This window comes from Streptomyces sp. x-19 (assembly GCF_046549115.1).
Classification (GTDB): Bacteria; Actinomycetota; Actinomycetes; order Streptomycetales; family Streptomycetaceae; genus Streptomyces; species Streptomyces albulus_C.
Genome location: NZ_JAJPWK010000057.1, coordinates 1 through 15,563, shown reverse-complemented (window position 1 = coordinate 15,563; position 15,563 = coordinate 1). Strand labels below are relative to the sequence as shown.

Genomic DNA, 15,563 nt, shown 5'->3' with positions numbered 1-15,563 from the left:
CTCGTCGAGATGTGGGAACAACACCCCAAACTTCACAGCGAGTTGGTCAAGGATCGACTCGGAGACGCGCATACCACATCAACGAGCCACAGGACCGGAAGCAACACGTTGATTCTCTGCAAGTCCTAAGGGCTGTCCCGTAACTGCTGGTCACGGGTGAGATGATCTTGCCGTGTCTGGTGTGATCACGGCGTCGGAGCCGTCCTGGATAGCCCCGTTCACCGGGCTGAGCCCGCGTCAGTTCGGCAAGCTGATCACCGCATTGCGGCGTGAAGGTGCGGACCCGGTTCGTAAAGGTCGACCCTGGAGCTGCCGCTGGAGGACCGCGTCCTGCTGGTCGCCGCGTACTGGCGGACGAACTTGACTCTGCGGCAGCTCGCCCCGCTGTTCGGTGTCTCCAAGTCCGCAGCGGACCGCATCATCGACCGCCTCGGGCCCTCGCTCGCGCTCCAACAGCGCAAGCGTTTCCGCAAGGACGCCGTGCTGATCGTGGACGGCACCCTGGTGCCCACCCGCGACCACAGCATCGCCGAGCAGTCGAAGAACTACCGGTACTCGACCAACCACCAGGTCGTCATCGATGCCGACACCCGGCTCGTCGTCGCGGTCGGCCGGCCGCTGCCCGGCAACGGCAACGACTGCAAGGCGTGGGAGCTGTCCGGCGCCAAGGGCGCCGTCGGCAACACCACGGTGATCGCGGACGGCGGCTACCGCGGCACCGGCCTGGTCATCCCGCACCGCCGCGAACGCGGCCAGACCGAACTCCCCGCCTGGAAAGAGGAACACAACGCCTCCCACCGCAAAGTCCGCGCCCGTGTCGAGCACGCCTTCGCCCGTATGAAGAGCTGGAAGATCCTCCGCGACTGCCGCCTGAAGGGCGACGGCGTCCACCACGCCATGCTCGGCATCGCCCGCCTGCACAATCTCACCCTCGCTGGCTGACGAAGAAACGGGCAGGTCGTCCAGCACGTCAAAGATCATTTACGGGACAGCCCTTCGAGAAACATAATTCCTTTCGAGATCGGCCGTGGCCGGCGCGGTATCCGGGCGCCGGCCCGGACAACCTGCTTTCAACTTAGGAAAGTTATCCCTGCAGCAGCTCGCTGTCGCGCACATATTTCGGACCGACTTGGGGCAGCTTGCGAAACCTGTTCGGGCTGGGGCCCGCAAAGCGATGGCCAAGTATCAGGCGCTGAGCATGACCGAGCTGCGAATGGACAAGGGCTGGGGCGGGATGTCCTGCCCGTGATGCGCCCAGAATGCGCAACCTGCTGGGCACTCATCTCTCGAACCCGCCCTCGGTCCAGCGGGTCATGTTCTCAAACGCGTCCAGGGCCCTGCGGTCGTAGGGTCCGTAACGTCGCTGACAATCGCGGCCTATCCGTTCGTACAGCTCTACCGCGCCGCGCTCGTCGCCGGACTCGCCGGTCAGTTCAGCGAGTTCACCGCGGGCCACGAGAGTCTCCGCGTGGGCGGACCCGAACTGAAGTGACAGACGGCGGACGCGCTTCTGGGCGTCCCTGATGCGCTCTGTGATTCCAGCGTCTACCTGAGTCGTGTCGTGCCCCGACAGCCGTCGTCGCGTCGCTGCCACTGCATCGAGGGATCGCTCTACTTCCTGGATCGCCCGGATCACCGCGCGCGCGTTGCGAGGGCGGTAGGCCGGATGCTTGGCCAGTAGCGACATGATCAGGTCATCGAGGGCGTCAGGTACATCCGGCACTTGCTGGCCGGGTCGGACCGGGGGGTGATGCTGGTGAGCCTTGGCCAGTGCCGCAGCGTCCGAGTGCCGATCGCCGAACGGGGGCCAGCCGATCACCATCTCGTACATCACGCAGCCAAGGGAATACAGGTCACTGCGCTCGTCCCCCGATTCGAACCGGCATCGCTCCGGTGATCTGTACAGCGGTGTCCCGATGTCAGTGTGCGACTCAGTGGCATCAGCGAAGCGGGCGAGCCCGAAGTCGATGATGCGCACCTCGCTGTTGTCGTGGGTGATGAGGATGTTGGCGGGCTTGATGTCACGGTGCACCACGCCCTCGCGGTGTGCGGCGGCGAGACCCTCGGCGATCTGTCTGCTCCAGCGTACGGTCTGCTCCAGCAGTAGGGGGTCGTTGCCCAGGTACTCCGCTAGAGGGCGACCGTCGACGTGTTCCATGACGAGGAAGGGGTCGTCGCCGTCGACCTCGCAGTCGTAGATCGTGGCTACGTACGTGTGATCGATCCGGGCCATCGTGTGGCCCTCGCGGACGAACATCTCCTTTGCCCGGGCGAAGCGTGCGCCACCCGGAGCTGCGCCCGTGAAGCGCCCGGCGCCGAGGAACTTGAGCGCCACCCTGCGGTCGAGGCGGACATCCCGGGCTTCCAGTACGTCCCCCATCCCACCGCTGCCTAGGTGGGCAATGAGCTCGTATCGGCCATTTCCGACGAACCTGGAACCATCCTCTCTGGGCGCCAGTTCTCTCACGTCAACTCCTCCTCTCGCCAGGTCTCGGTGCCCCATGCTCGCAACCTGCCGGACCCGTGCAGATGGTCATTCCACACGCCGAAGAACTTCTCCCGCTGCCGCAACCCAAGGCGGAGCGTCCGAACGTGGCGCCGCGCCAGTCCGGACCCCTCTGTTCGCAGTTCCCGTCTACGGACCGGTACCCGACGCCATTCATACGCGGCCCACCCCGCGAATCCGAGGCTGAGACACGCGCAGATCACGCGGGTAACCCCCGCCGCCATGATGAAGGCGAGAACGCCGGCCATCAGAGTCAGCACCCCAGCTCCCCACAGTCGGGTCCGATTCAGCCGCACTGCATCCACGCGCCGACCCGTGCGTTCCTCTATGGCTCCGGCCAGTTGAGCGACGAGGGGCTCGGCGTCCACGTTGGTGGACGGATCGGCGGGGACGACGGAACTCCATTCGTCCGTTCCGATGGCGAGTTCGCTGGGCAGCAGGTGCCGGGCCCGATCTGCGCACTCTTCTGCAGCGCCCAGCACGCGTGGCCACAGAGTACGCAGGACCAACCTTCGGGCTTCGTTGCCGAGAAGGACGGATCTCGGTGCGAAGACGGCGTTGACCAAGAGGGTGCGGAGGTCAGTGGGCTTGCGTGCGTCGTCATCGGCATTGACGGAACGGCGGGCTGCATCCACGTCTCCACCGTGATCGATGACACGGTGCAAGTACTCCATGCGGTGATCCAGCGCCTGCTCCTCCTCGTCGTACCGGTCGATCAGGGCTCCCAGCGCTCCCTCTGCGTATGTGCCCGACTCGGACCAGTCCGCCGGTTCGGGAGGAAACTGCCTTTGTAGGTAGTCCAGTGCGGCGACGGGGACGCTGGCTAGCTCCCAGCCCCGCCTGAACCGGTCCCACTCCGTTGCGCACAGCTGACCCAGTTCAGGAAACGCATCGGCCGGCAGACGGTTCCGTAGCTCCCACAAGTGGTCGGCCACAGGGTCGGGTCCGCCGTCGCCGTTCGCTAGGTCCAGTTGGCCCGCCCAGCGCTTCATGGCGAGTTGGGCATAGGCGTGTGCATCATCGCCGAGCTCTCGGCAAGCCACCGCGTCCAACACGATCTGGAAGTCCTCATCCAGGGCGTAGGAATCGATGGAACGGAGGTACTGATCCATCCGACGGGCGGCCTCCTTGAACTCGCCCAGGCGTGAACAGGTCAGCGCGAAGAACAGGTTGGACTTGGCCGCGTCGAGGGAGTAAGCATGGCTCACGGCGCGGCGAGCCCGCTGTGCCTCACCTCGATGGCGGGCTGCGAGCGCGACTACAGCCGGAGCGAGCCAGTAGGACGGCTCCATCAGCAGGCGTTCCGCGGCGCAAGCCTCAACAGCGGCAACATCGACGACGCCGCGCTCCACAGCGTCTCGAGTGAGCGTGTGAACGAGACTGTGGGCGAGAGCACGCGTACGTCGACGCTGCTCGAAGCGGCTCTGCCAATCGAGCGTGAGCCGCGCCAGCTCGGCCTCGGCAGCGGCACGTACCTGATCCTTGGCGTACCGTTCCGTGAACTCGGTGAACTGTTCACGAAGTTGGCTGATTGAGTTGTCTACGACCCGCACGGAATGCGCCACATTCCTCAACTCAGCGACCGTCGCGTCGAGGTCACCCTGAAGCGCGGCGATCTCCGACTGTGCTGAGGAGACTGTGGCGTCGAGCGAGGAGATCCCCCTCGAGACGACTCCTAGTATCTCGTCCTGGTGCTCTTGACCTGCAACGAGAGCACGGACAGCCTCCGCTAACTCGTTGTCAAGTGGATCAACTTGGAACCCTTCGCTCATCATGCCCCCGAGTTCTGCTGCCGGTCTGAACCTCGCCCGTACTCGAACCTGCACCCGGTGCACCATTATCCGTGTGCAACGGTGCAGGTGATCCCGAACCGCTAATCTGAGCGGTTCAGCAGCAACCGCGCAGGGGGATTCGTGGAGCAGCCGTACCAGCCAGTGAAAAAGCTCTTCTTCGGGCGTGACGACGCGGAGTCTGATTTCGCCGACGGTCTGCTGCGTGATGGCTTCCAGTCCACGTACGCCTCGGAGGCCGTACTGGCCGGGCGCAAGTCGCTGGTTGTCGGGCGCAAGGGTTCCGGCAAGAGTGCCATCTGCGCCCATCTCGCGGGCGGCGGGTATCCGGGACGGACTGCCCTCATCACGCCGGACGACGCGGCAGGTGACGAGATCCGGCGCTTCGAACTGCAAGGGCTAACCGCCGACACCGCTAAGTCCCTGATCTGGCGCTACATCTTCGCCGTGCACGCGGCCCAGTACGTCACTGAACATGCCGAAACCCATAAGAAGTGGCGCGCTCCAGCCTCCGTACGCGTCCTCAAAGACTTTCTCCAGGTCAACGATGAGAGCGGCGACGGACGGCTCACCGACCGTCTGCGGCGCGGCACGCGCCTGCTGCAGTCGGCGACCCTGTCGGTCAAGATGTTCGGCCTCGAGGCGAGTGTCAGCGCCGGGGGTGAACCCGGCACAGGTTCCGAGGGTGCGCGGGCCACACGGCAGCTCGATGCGCTCGAGGCGGGCGTGCGGGCTGCCTTCGAAGACCTCGGTTGTGTCGCGGCGGGGGAGAAACCCCTACTGATCCTCGTAGACCAGCTGGAGCAGGTGTGGCAGGGCGACTCGGACAGCCACGCGCTGGTCACCGGTCTTCTGCTCGGCGCCAAGCATGCTGCCGCGGCATATAGGCACGCGGTGCGCTGCGTGCTCTTCGTGCGGGCCGACATCTATGATGCGCTGAACTTCGCGGACGGGGACAAGTTCCGCAGTGACGAAGTCCGAATCACTTGGAGCCCGTCTGCTCTACGTTCTTTGGCCCGAGCCCGTGCCAGCCTGTCGCTCGAACGGCCAATTTCGGACGAGGAGCTGTGGGGCGGTGTCTTCCCGCCCCGGGTCGCCGGCGAGTGGACCCCGGACTACCTCGTGCGGCGCTCCCTTGCCCGACCCCGCGACATCATTCAGTTCCTCACGCTGTGCAGGGACGCAGCTGACCGCTCGGGACGCCCGACGATCCACGAAGAGGACGTCATGGAGGCCGCCGAGCAGTTCTCCCGATGGAAGCTCGATGACCTCGCCAAGGAGTACAACGTCGGATTTCCATTCCTGCGGCCGGTGTTCGCCCAGTTCGAGAACGCTGGCTACGCCGTGGACCGAAACGACTTCACCGTGAGGTTCGACGCGATCCGGGAGGCCCTTCACGACAGATACTCTGCGTACACCGATCAGTTGACGGCCACCTCGGTCATTGACGCCCTATACGGCATCGGCTTCCTAGGCGTAAGCCGTGGTGATGGCGTGGTGTACGCCGGTGACTCCCAGTGGCCTGTCCAGCCGTACGAGGAAAACCTGCGTGTCCATCCGTGCTTTCGGCCGGCGCTCGGATGCCGGACGCCGAAGGGCGCTGCAGACGGCAGGGTGTATGTGGGCATCGGCAATCAGGGGACGATGGCAGGGGCGTTGAATCACGCCGCGTTTTTGCGGAATGTCGTCACGACGGATGCCGGGTTCCAGGCGGACCGCCATGTGCGACTGCTGGAGGAGACAACATCAGCGCTGTCGCGCCTGCAGCGGCAACTTGAACGGTCGAGCCTGCCGCCCGCCGCCCACTCCGAGGTACAGCAAGGCATCGATCTCCTCAACAGGGAGATCGATGCCTTGCCTCTCCCAGGCTCGGGCTTGACCTCCGGCATGGTGGAAGACTTGATCGGCGTCGTCACCGAGCGACTCGCCGTGTCCCATGCCTGTTTGAACGAAAGCGGACTCCGCGATGAGCCTCTCGCCCGTCGCCTCGCCGACGAGGCGCGGGCGCTGAGGAGGGCACTCGGAGGAGCGGTTGGCGCTGGAGGCGGTTCGGATTCCTCCGGCTGACGAGGCGGCTCTGGTTTGCGGTCAAATAGGCTGGTCTGGTGTGCTCTCACCACTCCCCGCCGCGCACTGACGAACATCGGGGTCAGAGCCACTGTCTACCCGGCACGCGTACCACTCAACGAGGCTCACGTGCCCGACCAAGCGCGGTCGACCGCTGCCCTGTCAAACGAAGGCGCTGGGTAGCGCATCTGCGTTAACTGACGGTGTGCGGTCTGGTCGGAGGCTGACGACCACCGCTGGCCCGACGACGGCCGTGGTCGCGGGCGCTTGCTCTGGCTGCACCTCACTGGTGCAGGTGGCTACTGCATTGCCTGCCGGTCAGCACACCTATCCTATGGGTTGTCTTAACGGAGGTTGGCGGACACCAACGGCGACGATCCCAGCCCTCAGGTGCGGCTCAGCTTCCTGGGCTGACCCGAGGCCGCCCTGAGTGTGGCCGCCTCCCGTGAGGAGGCGGCCGACGTGCTCGGTGGTGTGTCGGCGAGTGGCGTGTGCGGTTCAGGGGTATGGCGGGAAGCAGCGATGACGGGGGAGAGGGGCTCTTCCTGGGGTGTGAGGGGCCGTAGGGATGCGTCGTGCGTTGTTGGTCACGCACCTGACGTGGGGCGCGTCTGTGTGGCGCGTCGAAGAGAGAGGCGCCGAACGCCATGCAGAGAACTTCCTTCCGTGGCTTCTTCCGTATCGGTCTCGTGTTGCCGGCCGCTGCGGTGGCGTCGGTCATGCTGGGTACCGCGGCGAGTGCAGCCGTGCCGGCGGACGTGTCGCACGGCGTTCCGGTCGGGGTGCGGACACCTTCGGCGCGCGGCTGTGCCATCGTCTACTTCGATCTGGGCGAGACTCTGGTGCACACGGCCGCGGACTCCAGCATCAGCTACCTGCCGGGTGCAGCCGCGTACCTGCGCACGTTGCGGGAGCGGCACATCAAGGTCGGGCTGATCACCAACGTGCCGTCCTCGTGGGGCAAGACGGACGCCGAGCGCGCTGCCGCCCTGAAGAAGGAGGTCGACGGCGCATGGAAGGGACCCGTCCCGTTCGCCTGGGAGGACTTCGGCGACCGGATTCTCACTCCCCGCACCGAGGCGGAGCGTAAGCCGGCGCCTGTCCTCTGGAAGCGTGCCGAGGCCGCGGCGCACGGCTGTCGCCTCGTCTACGAGGGGGAGACCGCCAAGGAGACGTACGTGGCGGCTTCGCTCGGCTACGTGGCCTATCGGGTCGGACGGCCCTTCCGTCCCGCCTACCTCCCGGTCCGTGTGATCGAGTGCCTGGCGTACGGCTCCCGCCGGCGCGCCTGAACAGTTGCGTGTGCACCTGCGCCAGTACGTACGCCCGCACGCCCGCGCCCCGAGGTGGGCGCGGGCGTGCGCCCGTCCTACACGGCGGTTTTGGGATGTGCGTCCGGCGCGCCGGACGCCGCGCCTTCCGGATGCCGTCGCCGGGAGCCCGGCTCCTCCGTCGCTTCAGAATCCGGCCGCTCCACCGCTTCAGAATCCGGCCGCTCCACCGCCTCTAGGGCCGCAACCGCCTCCGTCATCCCATCCGCACCGCGCCGCGTCCTCATGCTCCGCAGGACCAGTTGGAAGGCGCCGAGCAGCACCGCGGTCGCCAGGGCGCTGTGCCAGAGGAGAGCGTCCAGGTGGCCTGCGGAGAGGTAGGCGCCCACGGCGACGGCCGCCAGCGCGCACACCGCGCGGTCCACGATCGACTCGACCGACAGCAGCGTCGCCCGTGGGGCGCCGGCAGGCACGGCATCGTTGACCAGCCTGCGCTGGATGGGATAGGCGAAGCCGGCCGCGGCGGCGAACACGCAGAGGAGAGCGACGACCGCCCAGGGCCCGCCGAGGGTGATGCCCGCCAGGGTGCCCGCGAGGACGAGGCTGAGGACGGAGACCCAGGCCACCGGTGTCAGGCGGCGGCCCAGCCACTGGGGGCGTGCCGAGCCCACGGCCTCCGCCACCGTCATGGCGGCGAGTACCCCGCCGTGCGCGGACTCGCCGATGCCGTGGTCGAGCAGGATCGGCTGGAAGAGGTTGACCTGGCAGATCCTGGACAGGGTGAACACGGCCACGCCCTGGACCATGACCAGCGCCAGCCACGGCGAGGAGACGACACAGCGCAGCGCTGCCTTCGCGTCGCCCAGCGAGGTACCGCGCCCGCCTCGTGGCGCCCGGGGCCTTCCGGTCCGGCCCGGCGAGGTCGTAGCGCGAATCTTGGCGGGCGTCGCAGCTCGGGGCAGGGCGATGACGCAGATCAGGGAACCCGCCGCGCTCAGGGCGCTCAGGAGGTACGGGGCCGGGTGGACGAGGACCATCAGCGGCCCGACCAGAGGCCAGCAAAGGATCTTCGCGGCGAGTCCGAGTGCCCGGGCGGTCCCCTCCGCCTTGAGGTAGTGCTCCGCGCACCGCTCGGCGCGCAGCCCGTCGTAAAGGTAGGCGCTGGCCGCGCCCGAGGCGAGGGAGCGGCCGGCGGCGATGGCGAGGAAGTGGACGAGGAAACCGGAGTACGAGGAACTGACCACCGGGGCGAGATTCGCGGCCGTCATCACGACGGCGCCGGCCCGCAGGCAGTTGCGGGTACCGATCCGGTCGGCGATCAGCCCGGTCGGGATCTCGAAGAGGCAGAAGGCGACGTAGTAGATGCTCTGGATACCGAAGATCTGCCCGTCGGAGAGGCCGGCGTCCTTCTGGTACGCGTAGAACACCGGCATCCACCACAGCAGGTTGAACAGCAGCTGGAAGCCGTAGTTGAGGCGGATGATACGCCGGGCGGTGCCGGTCAGGGGCGTGGCCGCGGGCCGCGCCGCGGAGTGCGGGAGGCGGGGGCTCACAGCGCGTAGGGGCGGATCTGGACCAGGCGGACGTCGCCCTGGTCGGTCAGTAGCCACTCGATGTCCAGGGGGTCGTCCACCTCGGGGGCGCTGAAGTGGGACTGCAGCAGCCGGCCGGTCAGGGACAGGTCGGCGAGCCGGGCCCGTGTGGCGGCGGGCAGGCCCTCGCTCCAGGAACCGAGGGCTACGGTGCGCCCGCCGCCCTCAACGGTGTTGTAGAGGTACTGCTGCGGCAGCACCTCTCCCTCGACGACCTGTTCGGGCGAGCCCGGCGAACAGTTGAGGTAGACGTTGCGGAAGTCCTGGCGCCGGGTGGGGTCGCAGGTCACCAGGACGCCGCCGAGCGCGGCGGGGACGTACTCCTGGATGATCACGCCCATGTAGGTGTCGTCCAGGGATATGCCCACCTGGTGGCGCAGCCGCACACTGCGCGGCGAGAGCAGGGAGGCCCACACCTGCCGCACGGCGTCGAGGAGTTCGCCGGTGCCGCGGACCGTGGTGACGGAGTCGTAGACCCCTGCCGCGGAGAAGCCCGGCAGGTCCTCGGCGTTGGAGGAGGAGCGCACCACAAGACGGCCGCCCGCGGCGAGCGGGGCGGGGAAGGACCGGGTGATCTCCCCGGCGACGGCGTCGGGCATCGCGGTGTGCCGGATCAGCTGCTGGATCTGCAGGCAGAGCGAGTCGAGGACGCCGGTGGCGTCGAGTTCCAGCGCCATCTTCAGCTTGCCGATGCCCTGCTGGAGCCCGGGGGAGGAGGTGAGGAAGCGGTGTAGGAGGGAGAACGGCAGGGCCACACCCTCGGGGGCCTCGACGGTGCCGGCCACGAAGGAGGCCGCGGCCGCGCGGAGTTCGGTGACGCAGGGCGCTTCCAGGCCGAGCCGGGCCGCGAGGTGTCCGTACAGGTTCTTACGGGGCGGGCGGGGGCGGCCGTAGAACGCGGTGAGGTCGGCCGTGCGGCTGTCGAGTACGTGGTGCAGCTCTCCGAGGTTGGCCGCCTTGGTGCCGTAGCGGTCCCGGTCGGCGCTGCGCAGCCGGTGCAGGGAGAGTACGGGTGCGTCCTCCAGGAGCGGTGGTTCCAGGCGGATGCGCTGCTGGTGCCAGGCCGGGGCCCGCAGCTCGGGAGTCTGTTCCAGCCGCTCCAGGGTGATCTCGTCCTCGCGGACCCGGTAGCGGACCCAGGCGCCGTTCAAACCGTCCTTCTCGACGAGCTGTTCCAGGTCGCGGACGATCGCGTTGGGGATGCCCCAACCGGAGGCGAGGACGTTGGTGTGGGACAGGGGGGTGATGGGCGTGGTGTTGATGAATCCGGCCACGCGCCGCACGTCGTCCGGCAGGCAGGGCATGGCGACGATGTCCGGCCAGCCGAGCCCGTCGGCGGCCGCCTCGTACTCCGCCACGTCCCGGAAGCAGTGCAGTCGCCCTGTGGCTTCCCCGACGTTGAGCGGCGTACGGACCCGGGCACCGAAGAGTTCGTGACTGAGGACGCGCGGCACCCGCTGCTCACTGACCGAGGCCAGTGCCTCCTCCTGACCGTGATTGGCGGGCTTGAGCAGGAGCGGCAGCCTGCCGTCGACGCGCTCCCGGACGAAGGCGTAGAAGAACTCCAGCAGCTCCCCGTGCATGGTGTCGGCCTCGGTCGTCTCCAGCACGAGGAAGGTGCGCTCGCGGCCCTCCCGGTCCTCGTCGGTGTGCAGGGACAGCACCCCGAGCAGGAAGCGGCGCTCTGGGGCCATGTAGACGGATGCGTTGAACTCGTCCAGTTGGGCATCGAGTTCGGAGAGGTCCATGCCGAGGACACGGGTGGCGATGTAGTTCACGTGGAAGGGGTGGGCGGCCGTGTCGAGCAGGTGCCAGGTGGCCTCGGCACGGTCGACGACGACCTTGAGGTACGGATGGCCTGCCAGGACCCCGGACAGCGTACGGAACAGCGGCAGTGAGAGGTTCTCACCGATGACCGTGCGGTCGGTCGCGGGATCCGCGACGCTGACGGGGAGCCGAGTGGTGGTCATACGGAGACTCCCTCGGACGGTACGGCCGGCCGGACGCTCGGGCGGGCGGGGGACGCTGACGGTGTGGCCATGAACGGGGGCCGGGCGGCCGGAGACTCGGACCGCGGCGCGGCGGGTACGGCGGGCGGCAGCACGTCGGGCAGCGCGTCCACCAGAGCGGTGAAGTCGCGCAGCACGGTGCGCGCGTCGGCGGCGGAGAGCAGGCACAGGGCCGCCATCGTGTTGGCACCGCCGGCGGGGTCGTAGACCGGCACGGTGCTGCCGTCGGGCAGGGAACTCTCCGGTACCACCGAGAGCGTGCTGCCCTCGCTCAGCGCGACGGCCTCCTTCACCACGGGGAAGTCCCACAGCCTGCGGTCCCGCCAGGCCGCGCCGCGGCCGTCCACCGCGAGGACGACGAGGGAACCCGCGGCGCCCCGTGCCTGCTCCGGGCCGAGGGCCCGCTCGGGCCAGGCGACCGGACGGCCCAGAAGGTGGTCCACGAGCATGCCGACGACGTCGAGTCCGAACACCTCCTCGATCTGCGGGACGGTCATCGCGCCGCCGAACCGGGCGGCCGTCTCGATCAGCCACATGCGCCCGTCGGCACCGAGCTTGATCTCGGTGTGGGTGCCGCAGTCGCGCAGGCCGAGGGCGTCCACGGCCCCCCGGGCGAGGGCCACGACGCGATCCTGGAGGTCGGTGGGAAGCAGCGCGGGGGTGATGCCGGCGCGCTCGGTGAACGGCTGCACCGTCGGCATCCGACCGCTGACGCAGACCGGCCGGAAGACGCCGCCGGTCACCACGCCCTCGACGCTGACGTAGTCGCCCCAGCCGGGCTCGTCGAACCAGCCCGCGGTGTCGCCGGTCACGATCTCCTCGACCACGAAGTGTCCCGCTGCCTCGGCCACATAGAGTTCGGCGAAGCCCAGCCGGGCGGACAGGGCCATGGTCTCGCGCGAGCGCCGCCAGGCGGTGTCGGCCTCCTGTGGGGAGCCGATGATCTGATGGGCCGTGGAACCGGCGCTCCAGGCGGCCTTCAGCAGCAGGGGAGCGGTCAGGGTGGCGACGGCCTCGTGGAGGTCCGCCTGTGTGGCGACGGGGCGGAACGCGGGCTGCGGCAGGCCGTGCCGACGCCAGGTGTGTCGCATCATCCGCTTGTCGCGGGCGAGCGCGGCGGCGTCTCCCGCCCCGGCGAGACCGAGCGCCGCACACGCCTCCGCGACGGCCACGACCGCGTACTCGGAGAAGGTGAGAACCGCGTCCGCGCCGACGGCTCCGGCTCGCGCGACGATCAACGAGACCAGGTCGGACCGCTCCGCGTCGGTGAGCGGCACGACCGAGGCGCACAGACGCTCCGCGGACGCGGCGACCGACGGCGGAAGCGCGCTGAGCGCCAGCAGGTGCACGTCCGCTCGCGCGGCTGCCCGGGACAGGACATGGCCGAGCGGCGGACCGCCCTTGGCGTGCACCAACAGCACCGTGCTCACTGAAGTTCGTCTCCCATCACTTGTCTGTTCGCTCGTCCGCCCGGGGCGCCGGGCGTCCGTCGGGGGCGTCGGGCCGTGGCCCGGTCCCGCTGCCCGGCCTGGCGTCGTCCGTCGACCGTGACCGGACACGGTGACGCAACCCGCGTAGAACGCGGCGGGTAACCGGTGGCACACACAAGGGAATCAGAAGGCGGGTGCCGGAAGTGCCACCGGAGGCGGGCGCCAATCAGGCAAATGCCAAAGTCGTGGACAACGTTGGAGTGCGGACGAAGGTTGTGGATCACCTATGGCAAGCTGCCCCGGCGACGCGCTCACGTGTCGCAGTCGGCCGATAACCGAGCATGGCCGGGCTCCGCACGGGATAGGCATCGCTACGTCACTTCCCGCCGCCCGGTGTGAACTTGGACGGAAAGGCCGCCGTGGACGATCCCGGTCTCAGAGCGCTGCTGGAGCACCTCCCCGTGTCCTGGTGGGAGGCCGACGAGCAGGGGCGCGTCAAGGAGCGGGGCGGCGGGGCCTTCGCCGACCTGCCCACCGCGCAGCGCTTCCTGGACCGCGCGCGCCAAGAGCTGTCCGCTCCGGGAGAGGCCCTCCAAGACGGCCACCCCCTGGTCCAGTTCGACGGCCGGACCTTCCACGTGAGATGGCCCCAGGACGGGAGCCGGGGCTGGACGCGCGGGTTCGCGATGGAGGCCGGTGCGCAGCCCGCGGCTGGCCGGCCGTACGCCGCTTTCGCGGACTTCGCCGACTTCGCGCCGGCCGCGGCCTTCCTCCGCGACCGCGACGGCCGCTACTTATGGGCCAATCACGCCTACGCGCACCTTTACGACACCACACCGGAGCGGGTCGTCGGCAGTCGTATCGAGGACCTCGACACCCCCTCCGACGCCGCCCAGTTCCGGGCCCTGGACCAGGAGATCCTCAGCCGCGGCAAGCCGGTCCGCCACCACCTGCGCTATCACCGTTCGGACGGCAGCACAGGGCAGGCGGCCGGCCACCGCTTCCCGGTCCAGGAGAACGGCCGGACCTGTGTGGCCGGGATCTACGTCGACATCACCGACCACGTCCGCGCGACGAGCCAGCGCCAGGAGGCCGAGGAGAATCTGCGCGCACTGCGGGATTACAGCGGTCTGCCCTGCGCGCTGCTCTCGGTCGACGGCCGTATCGAACAGGCGGGTACCGCCGCCGCCGAACTGTTTCGGACACGCCTGTCCGACCTCGTCGGCCGCCGTGCGCACACCCTGCTCGCCGCCACGCCCGACCTCCGCCCCCTGCGTCGCGCCTGGGAGGGGCTGATCACCCGCCGCATCAGGCGGGCGGAGACCCCCGCCGTCCTCCTGGACACCGAGGGGCGCCAACGCCGCGCGCAGCTCCACCTGTCCACGGTGAGCGGGCCCGTCGGCCGTGTCGCGAACGTGTGGGCCGTCGTCACCGACCAGAGCATCGCCCACGAGGCCCACTCGCCGCTCACCGCCGCGCAGATCCGCATACTGTCCCTCCTCGCCGGCGGCAGCACCAACGGCGAGATCGCCACCTCGCTGAAGCTCTCCCGGCAGGCGGTCGACTACCACCTCAGCCGGCTCCGGGACATGCTTGACGCCGAGACCAGGCCCGCCCTCGTCGCCCGTGCCTACGTCCTCGGCATCCTCGCCCCCCGCGCCTGGCCGCCGCGCCCGCCCGCGACCCGCGACCTGCTCGGCTCACCTCGGTGATGACCAGGCGGGCGATGGACAGCAACCTGGCGAACACCGGATACGGCAGCGGTCCTGTCACCAAAATGTTCTCCCGCCCGGCGAGTCCCTGCCGCCAGACCGCCTGCACCGCCGGATGGGGATGCGTCGCCACCAGCACCTTCACATGTGGCGTATTTCGTCCGTGGCGAAGCCCAGCCTGCCGAGCGCGCCGTGCTCTTCGAGTGCTTTGATCCTCTGTTCGTTGTCCCGGGGGATCCATCCGGCGACGCGCTGTACCCCGAGCTCGTGGAAGGCGAAGTCGAGAATCACGCGATGGGCGTCGGTGCTGTAGCCGTGTCCCCATTCGTCCGCGGCGATGGCGCAACCGATGTCCTCGCCCTGAGACCCGGTGTGCACAAGGCGGATGAAGCCGATCGCGCGGTCGCCGTCCTGCTTGGTGACGGGCAGGTAGAACTCCGTCCGCGGGGACGACTGCGCGTTGCGGATCGCGTTGGGGCGCGTTGGTCGGCGGTCTGGGGCGAGACCTCGACCTGTTCACCACCGTGGGACGAGAGGGTCAAGGGCAGTTCCCAGGTGTCGTCTTGAGCGCCTGACCCAGGGTTGGTGATGGTGAGCCGCAGCGTGCTGCGGCCGTCGATGACATCGCTGGTGGCCCAGAATCAGCTCCTGGTGCTCGGTGGCTCCGACACCGGGCACTTTCCGACGAACCCCGCGGTCGGGCGATGCCGCGGATCCTCCGTGGAATCCGCGGCCGTGCGGAGGGATACTGATCATCATGCGCGTTGACTTCGATCCTGCAGAGATGGCTCCGAACGACTTCTACAAGCTGTTGACCGCGACGGTCGTGCCCCGGCCGATCGCCTGGGTGTCGACCATGTCCCCTGACGGCACGGCCAATCTGGCCCCTGCGAGGTTCTGAGGAAAGCGGTATCGGTCCGGCGGACGTTAGCCCAGGCCAGCAAGTTTGGGCAAGGGGGAGCAGTGCTGGGGGCTGGTGCCTGTTCACTCCAGCAGCGGTTCGTGTCTTGAGCTGGTGTTGGTCGTTGTTCTGGTGTGGAGGGGATTCTTGAGGTTGATTGCTGGGCTGCGGAGTTGGAGTCGGTGTTCGCGCGGGTAGCGGGCCGGTTCGCTCGGGCGGATCTGCGGTGGCGGATGCGGGATTACGTCCGTGGCCTGCTGGGGAAGGCGGCGCGTAAGAACGGTT

The 15,563-nt window shown here is 68.5% G+C and carries 9 protein-coding genes and 2 pseudogenes; 5 read left to right on the top strand and 6 right to left on the bottom strand.

The genetic code is table 11. The annotated features are described in order from the left end of the window. Positions 1–172 precede the first annotated feature (172 nt). Positions 173–942, top strand: a pseudogene (locus ACLJT4_RS41565) (transposase). Positions 943–1,279: 337 nt separating this feature from the next. On the opposite strand, the gene ACLJT4_RS41560 reads toward ACLJT4_RS41565, so the two are convergent. Together ACLJT4_RS41560 and ACLJT4_RS41555 are read right to left on the bottom strand one after the other, a co-directional pair. Continuing rightward, positions 1,280–2,467, bottom strand: coding sequence for a serine/threonine-protein kinase (locus ACLJT4_RS41560; RefSeq protein WP_411130324.1), 1,188 nt, complete (start codon positions 2,465–2,467; stop codon positions 1,280–1,282). Further along, entirely contained in the window at positions 2,464–4,281 is a 1,818-nt protein-coding gene (locus ACLJT4_RS41555; protein ID WP_411130322.1) for a hypothetical protein, read from the bottom strand. The genes ACLJT4_RS41560 and ACLJT4_RS41555 overlap by 4 nt, the downstream gene beginning before the upstream one ends. Positions 4,282–4,419: 138 nt before the next feature. On the opposite strand from ACLJT4_RS41555, the gene ACLJT4_RS41550 reads away from it, so the two are divergent. Continuing rightward, positions 4,420–6,363 carry a P-loop ATPase, Sll1717 family gene (locus tag ACLJT4_RS41550; RefSeq protein WP_411130321.1) on the top strand — a complete coding sequence of 648 codons (1,944 nt, stop codon included), beginning with the start codon at positions 4,420–4,422 and terminating at the stop codon, positions 6,361–6,363. A 647-nt stretch (positions 6,364–7,010) separates the two neighbouring features. Further along, positions 7,011–7,655, top strand: coding sequence for a hypothetical protein (locus tag ACLJT4_RS41545; RefSeq protein WP_411130320.1), 645 nt, complete (start codon positions 7,011–7,013; stop codon positions 7,653–7,655). Between the two features lie 77 nt (positions 7,656–7,732). On the opposite strand, the gene ACLJT4_RS41540 is transcribed toward ACLJT4_RS41545, so the two are convergent. From ACLJT4_RS41540 to ACLJT4_RS41530, 3 genes are read right to left on the bottom strand one after another with little or no spacing between them, the layout of a single operon-like run. Then, on the bottom strand, positions 7,733–9,187 hold the full coding sequence (locus ACLJT4_RS41540; RefSeq protein ID WP_411130319.1) for an MFS transporter: 1,455 nt from the start codon (positions 9,185–9,187) through the stop codon (positions 7,733–7,735). Continuing rightward, entirely contained in the window at positions 9,184–11,196 is a 2,013-nt protein-coding gene (locus ACLJT4_RS41535; RefSeq protein WP_411130318.1) for a PEP/pyruvate-binding domain-containing protein, read from the bottom strand. Before ACLJT4_RS41535 ends, ACLJT4_RS41540 begins: the two co-directional genes overlap by 4 nt. Then, positions 11,193–12,665, bottom strand: a complete 1,473-nt coding sequence (locus ACLJT4_RS41530) for an acetyl-CoA carboxylase biotin carboxylase subunit family protein (RefSeq protein ID WP_411130316.1) — start codon at positions 12,663–12,665, stop codon at positions 11,193–11,195. Before ACLJT4_RS41530 ends, ACLJT4_RS41535 begins: the two co-directional genes overlap by 4 nt. Positions 12,666–13,084: 419 nt before the next feature. Here ACLJT4_RS41530 and ACLJT4_RS41525 point away from each other — a divergent pair, with 419 nt between their 5' ends. Beyond that, complete coding sequence (locus ACLJT4_RS41525) at positions 13,085–14,377, top strand: PAS domain-containing protein (protein ID WP_411130314.1); 1,293 nt, start codon at positions 13,085–13,087, stop codon at positions 14,375–14,377. 141 nt (positions 14,378–14,518) lie between these two features. On the opposite strand, the gene ACLJT4_RS41520 is transcribed toward ACLJT4_RS41525, so the two are convergent. Then, positions 14,519–14,845: a GNAT family N-acetyltransferase gene (locus ACLJT4_RS41520; protein WP_411130326.1), complete on the bottom strand. Its 327-nt coding sequence runs from the start codon at positions 14,843–14,845 to the stop codon at positions 14,519–14,521. Positions 14,846–15,134: 289 nt separating this feature from the next. Here ACLJT4_RS41520 and ACLJT4_RS41515 point away from each other — a divergent pair. Next, a pseudogene (locus ACLJT4_RS41515) lies at positions 15,135–15,275 on the top strand (flavin reductase family protein); the annotation flags it as partial. Positions 15,276–15,563: the final 288 nt, after the last annotated feature.

Excerpts from the sequence above, each read along its gene's own strand:
- ACLJT4_RS41555 (WP_411130322.1), bottom strand. The coding sequence starts at position 4,281 with ATGATGAGCGAAGGGTTCCAAGTTGATCCACTTGACAACGAGTTAGCG.
- ACLJT4_RS41545 (WP_411130320.1), top strand. The coding sequence starts at position 7,011 with ATGCAGAGAACTTCCTTCCGTGGCTTCTTCCGTATCGGTCTCGTGTTG.
- ACLJT4_RS41535 (WP_411130318.1), bottom strand. The coding sequence starts at position 11,196 with ATGACCACCACTCGGCTCCCCGTCAGCGTCGCGGATCCCGCGACCGAC.